Origin of the sequence: Tropicimonas sp. TH_r6, from assembly GCF_033101155.1 — a bacterium.
Classification (GTDB): domain Bacteria; phylum Pseudomonadota; class Alphaproteobacteria; order Rhodobacterales; family Rhodobacteraceae; genus Tropicimonas.
In genome coordinates, this window is sequence record NZ_JAWMPX010000063.1 from 1 (window position 1) to 5,439 (window position 5,439).

At 62.2% G+C, this 5,439-nt stretch carries 6 protein-coding genes; 1 reads left to right on the forward strand and 5 read right to left on the reverse strand.

Translation table 11 applies throughout. From position 1 onward, the window contains the following. From R3X27_RS25200 to R3X27_RS25220, 5 genes are all read right to left on the reverse strand, one after another. Positions 1–883 (reverse strand): NAD-dependent epimerase/dehydratase family protein (locus R3X27_RS25200; protein ID WP_317711668.1); only part of this gene is annotated, 883 nt, incomplete at its 3' end. A 32-nt stretch (positions 884–915) separates the two neighbouring features. Further along, the gene (locus R3X27_RS25205; RefSeq protein WP_317711669.1) at positions 916–1,737 is read right to left on the reverse strand and encodes an SDR family oxidoreductase; all 822 of its coding nucleotides are present in this window, start codon (positions 1,735–1,737) and stop codon (positions 916–918) included. Positions 1,738–1,927: 190 nt separating this feature from the next. Further along, on the reverse strand, positions 1,928–2,911 hold the full coding sequence (locus R3X27_RS25210) for an SDR family oxidoreductase (protein ID WP_317711670.1): 984 nt from the start codon (positions 2,909–2,911) through the stop codon (positions 1,928–1,930). Continuing rightward, the gene (locus R3X27_RS25215) at positions 2,901–3,809 is read right to left on the reverse strand and encodes an SDR family oxidoreductase (protein WP_317711671.1); all 909 of its coding nucleotides are present in this window, start codon (positions 3,807–3,809) and stop codon (positions 2,901–2,903) included. The genes R3X27_RS25210 and R3X27_RS25215 overlap by 11 nt, the downstream gene beginning before the upstream one ends. Positions 3,810–3,987: 178 nt before the next feature. Beyond that, positions 3,988–4,986, reverse strand: a complete 999-nt coding sequence (locus R3X27_RS25220; RefSeq protein ID WP_317711672.1) for an AraC family transcriptional regulator — start codon at positions 4,984–4,986, stop codon at positions 3,988–3,990. A 180-nt stretch (positions 4,987–5,166) separates the two neighbouring features. On the opposite strand from R3X27_RS25220, the gene R3X27_RS25225 reads away from it, so the two are divergent. Further along, the gene (locus tag R3X27_RS25225) at positions 5,167–5,355 is read left to right on the forward strand and encodes a hypothetical protein (protein ID WP_317711673.1); all 189 of its coding nucleotides are present in this window, start codon (positions 5,167–5,169) and stop codon (positions 5,353–5,355) included. The last annotated feature ends 84 nt before the right edge of the window (positions 5,356–5,439 follow it).

A 5,439-nucleotide genomic window follows, 5' to 3' on the forward strand; every position in this document is an offset into this window, starting at 1 on the left:
GGCCGGCAAGCCAGACGAGCCATTTCGGCAGGGCACGGGCGGGCAGCGGGTAGTCGGCGAAGCTCGCATTGAGCTCCTGCGACATGTCGAAAAGACTGGTTTCATGGGCCGAGATGATGTTGCGTCCGTGCGCCTCCGTCAGATGGGCGGCGGCGAGGTGGGCCTGGGCGAGGTCGCGCACGTCGACAGCGCCGAAGCCCCATTTCGGTGCGCCCGCCTTCAGGCTGCCATCGCCCATCTGGCGAACCAGGTTGAAACTCTCGGAGGTGGGCTTGTCCTGTAGCGCCGGGCCGATCACGAGGCTGGGATTGATGACGACCAGCTTCCAGCGATCCTGCGCATCGGCAATCTTCCAGGCCTCCCGTTCGGCAAGCGTCTTGGAGTAGCTATAGGCGTTGTGGTCGATTGTGGAGGAGGCGTTCCACACGCTCTCATCAATCCGGCCACCGGCGGCGGCGCAATCGACATTGTCGCCATAGATCGCCGCGCAGGAGGAGGTCAGCACCACGCGGGTCACACTGTCGGTCTTGTTCGCCTGTTCCAGAACGTTTTTCGTGCCGTTCACGGCTGGATCGATCAGCTCTGCCTGCGGGTCCTTCACGTCGACGGTGAAGGGCGAGGCGGTATGGAAAACCACGCCGCAGCCCTCCATCGCCTCGGCGTAGGAACCCATCGCCAACAGGTCGGCCTTGAAAAGTTTCAGTTCGCCCGAGGTCTCTCGGGCTATTTCCAGGAGGTGTTTCACCTTGTCGGGATTGTCCGGGTTGCGGACGGGCGCGTGGACGGTAGCGCCGGCCTCCAGCAGGCCCTTGACGATCCAGCCGGCGACATAACCAGTGGCGCCGGTGACCATGACGGGTTTCGACGTATCAACTGTGAACATTGGGGAATTCCTTTCTGAAGGCCGGCGTGGGATCAGATCTTGTCGAGGCCGAGTTGGGCCTTGAGACCGCCGATGAAAGTGGCGTCATCCAGCGCCTTACGGTTGTCGAGCAGCTCGACGGCGTCGGCGCCCGCCCGGTAGCGCAGGGTGTCGGTGCTATCGGTCACGGCGTTCCAGATTACCTCGGCCACGACGATGGGGTCGGAGCCAGTCTGCTCGCCGGACCAGGCGCCGAACAGGGCCTGCACGACGGGTTGGTATTCGGTCATGCTCTCATCATTGACCATGTCGAAGCTCCGGCCGCCGAAATCGGTATTGATCATGCCGGGTTCGACGATCTTGACCTTGATGCCGGCCGCCTCCAACTCGTAGTGAAGGGCTTCGGAGATGCCTTCGACGGCGAACTTGGTGCCATGATACAACGTGCCGAGCGGGAAGGTCATCTGCCCGCCGATGGAGGAGATGTTGACGATGGTGCCGGAACCCTGCTTGCGCAGATGCGGCAGCACGGCTTTCGTGGTCTCCAGCAGGCCGATCACATTGGTGTCGAACTGGCGGCGGATGCGGTCCATCGGGAAGGCTTCGAGCGGGCCGTAGGCGCCGTAGCCTGCGTTGTTCAGCAGCGTTTCGATCTTTCCAAACTGCTCGATACCTGCGTTGACCGCAGCCTCGATGGACGCTGGGTCGGTCACGTCGAGGCGGGTGACGAGGATGTTGTCGATCTGGCTCAGCTCTTCTTCCGCCTCGGGTTTGCGCATGGTGGCAACGACATTCCAGCCGCGGGAGGCGAAAAGCTTGGCGGTTTCCTTGCCAATGCCGGAGGAGGCGCCGGTGATGAGGATTGTCGGGGTCATGATCTCGTTTCCTTGGGGGCTGTCGTTTCGTTGAACCTTATGTAGGGCGAGGTGCGATCCAGCGCATTGGCGGATCGCGCCAATGTCATGGGGGATTGTGCCAATCGAGTTGGCACGGTTTGCGTGGCGGAAGAAAGAGCCGCATCCCGATTGAACGGGACACGCGGGCCTGATTTCCGCGAGGGGCGGATCAGGCGGCTTTGCCGGGGGCTGCGTCGGTCAGCCCGACCAGTTCGCGGGCCTTTGCGGTCAGCGCCCGGGCGGTGTCCATGTCGTGGGCATTCGGGTTCGGGGATTGCATCGGCCAGCCACCCTTGTTCAGGGTCTTGTCGCGGTAGAGGATCGACCATTGGCTGAAATAGGCGCCGGTATGGTTCGGGGCGTCATCGGAGAGCAGGACATGCAGGGCGGTCTGGGCTGATTCCTCGTTGCTGTCGGAGATTGAGCGGGTCAGCGGGCGCATCATCGTCATGGCCGTGCGCATCAGGAAACTGCCTCCGGAGCCGAAATTCGACCGCGCCCAGCCGGGATGAATCGAAGCGGTGGTGACGCGAGTGCCTTCGAGGCGTTCGGCAAGTTCCTTTGCATAGAGCACGCAGGCGAGTTTGGCCTCGCCATAGGCGGCGAAGTTGTTGAAGTCGCGGCCCTGGAAATTCAGATCGTCGAGATGGATTGCGGGCCGGTTCTTCGGCGTGCCTGCATGGACCACCGAAGACAGGATGCCGATCCGCGAAGGCGCGGAGGCCTTGAGCGTGTCGAGCAGCAGTTCCGTCATCAGGAAATGGCCGAAGAAACTTGCCGCCATGGTCAGCTCGAACCCGTCCTTCGTGTAGATCGGCGCGCTTTCCATCGAGACCATCCCGGCATTGCACATCAGCCCGTGCAGCCGCTCATGCGAGGCCTTGAAGGCGTCGACAAAGCGGCGCACCGAGGCGAGATCGGCGAGGTCGCATTCCAGAACCTCGGTGGAGCCCCTCAGGCCGGCCATACTCGCGGCGGCCTCTTCACCGGCGGCAACGCGGCGGCAGGCCATGACCACATGCCCGCCCTGTTTCACAAGCTGGCGCGTGGTTTCTAGGCCAACGCCGGAATTGGCGCCGGTGACGATGTAGATCTTGCCCGAGGCGTCCTTGGCGGCGGTCGCGGCGTCGATGTGTTGTTTCTTACGGGGCATGGGGTGTCCTTTGCATGCGGGAGGCGCGGTCGCCTCCCGTGGGTGTTCCGGGTGGTTCAGCGACGGGGGTGAGCTTCACGCCCATCTGCTCTTCGAGGATCGGCTGCACGACGGTGCGCACGTCATATTGCTGGTCGCCCTCGTAGCGCGGGGCATAGGTGGCGTAGGCCTGTTCCAGTTGGTCGAACTTCTCGCAGATGCGGACCATGTTATAGGCGTGGGAGACGACCCAGAACTCTCCGTCCTTGATCTGTTTCATCGCGATGGCGATGTATTCATCGGTCGGCATGCCGTGCTGCATGTTCTCCTTCGGGCCAAGCTCGGACATCACGAAGCCGGGGCAGATCAGCGAGACGTCGATGAATTCGGGCAGTTCCTCACGTAGGCTGTGCGTGATCGCATAGACCGAATGCTTGGTGCCGACATAGGCGCCATTCATCGGCGTGCCGTGGAAGAGCGAATTCTCGGAGCCGACATTGTAGATCGCCGCCGGCGTGCCCTTTTCGAGGAAGCGCCTGCCAAAGATTTGCGAGGCGACCACGACGGAGAAGAAATTCACCTCGTAGATGGCGCGGAAATGCTCGAGAGGCATCTGCAGCACGGGGGCGTAGGGGACCATCATGCCGGCATTGTTGATCAGCACGTCAACCTTGCCCTTCCAGGCCCAGGCGAATTCGGCCAACGCTTCAATACCTTGCGGATCGGTCACATCGCCCGCGAGCGTGGCGACCTCGATTCCGAGCGCTTCCAGTTCGGCTTGCGCCTCGTCGAGCCGTTCCTGACGACGACCGTTCAGCACGATCTTCGCGCCTTCCAGCCCGAAGGCCTTGGCAAAACCCTTGCCGATGCCGGTGGCGCCGCCGGTGATGACCACGACCTTGTTGTTGAAGTCCTGCATGTCTCACTCCTGAGTTCGGGCAAACCGGCATCGTTCGGGTAAAACCCGGTCGTATCGGCTGGTCGCTGTCTGGTGTTTGCGGCCCCGAAGGTCGCTGCCTACAGGGAAGAAGTTAGGACGTCCGGCCGCTTTGTGAAATCGCCAGACGTGCCAAACCTATGCCGGATGGCGCCAATCCTCAGTTCAGAAACTGGTTGCGCACATCCGCCGGGGTCTGCCCGGTCCAGCCCTGGAAGGCGCGGTAGAAGGAGCCAGGATCCTGGAAGCCGACAAGGTAGGAAATCTCAACCACGCTCAAACCCGGCTGCTTGAGGTAGTGATGCGACAGGTCCGAGCGAGTCTCGTCCAGCACCTCCTGAAAGGTCCGGCCTTCGTCCTTCAACTTGCGCTGGAGCGTGCGCTTGGACAGGTGCAGCCGCTTGCAGACATCATCCACGGTGCTATGCCCCGAGGGCAGCGCCTCCAGCAATGCGTTGCGCACCCGCTCTGTAATCTCGACGCTGACATTGCGATTCAGCATCTTCTTGCGCAGGCTTTCTTCGAAACCGGCCCATAGCTCCTCGTTCTGCGTAATCAGCGGCAGGGTTGCGTCCTGCAGGCTGAAGGTCAGGTGGAAATTCTCGGCCGGGGTCGGCTCGACCTCCAGCATCGGGGAAAGAGGCGCCCAGGCTTCGGGTTCGCCGATCATGCCGATCTCGAGCGGAACGATTTGCTCTCCGGTGAAGATCCGGCAGCATTCTACGAAATACGCCGCCTCAAACCGTGCACAGGCCGCTGGCATCGGCACCTCCGGATCCACGGATGTGTAGGTGACGATCACGGCATCCTCCTGCCGCGTCACGTCCAGCCTGATCGGCCCGATCAGCGGCTTGAACAGCGCCAGCCGGGTCAACCCCATCTCGATATTGGGCGAGCAGGAAAAGGCAAAGATTGGCGGAACAAAAGGCCCACGAGCAAAGGCCTGCCCGAGACGGGTGGCGATATCCTCGCCCACATATTCGGCCTCCATCGCCTCCCACAGCGCGAACCACTCCCGCGCCGTCACACCGCGCGTTTCCGCAGCCAGGTGGTCCTCCGGCAATCCCGCCCGGCGCAGAACCCGCTCCGGCGAGACGCCCAGGATCTGTGCCGCGGCTCGGGTCGCATCCGCAACCAGGTATCTCTCGCGTTTCCTCATCTCGGATCTCCGTGAATTGGTCTGTCTTTCCAATCGGCCGATTCACCGAGCATTTCCAGTGGTCGAAGGTCGGTTGGCACGATCCGGCATGGTATTGGCATGATCCGGCTTTGTCGCGGGCCGTGCAAGGCTTCACATAACCACCAGACATAGCCCCCCATCTTCCCAGAGAGACCAGCCATGAACGCCGCTGATGCCCTTTCCAGCCTCGACCCTCAGAAATGGGCCGAAACCTCCCCCGCCGAACGCCTCGCCCTTCTGGAGGCAGTTCGTGAGAACTTGAAACTCTTCGGTGGCGACCTCGGCGCGACCGACGGCACCATGAAGAACGGCATCATGGGGGAGGAGCTCTTCCGAGAAGGCCCTTAAAGGGACGGAGCCAACCACGGCTCCGCCTCTGATCAGTTCTGAAATGCAGCCGTTCGTGGGTGTTGCAGCGAAATTCCGGTTTCC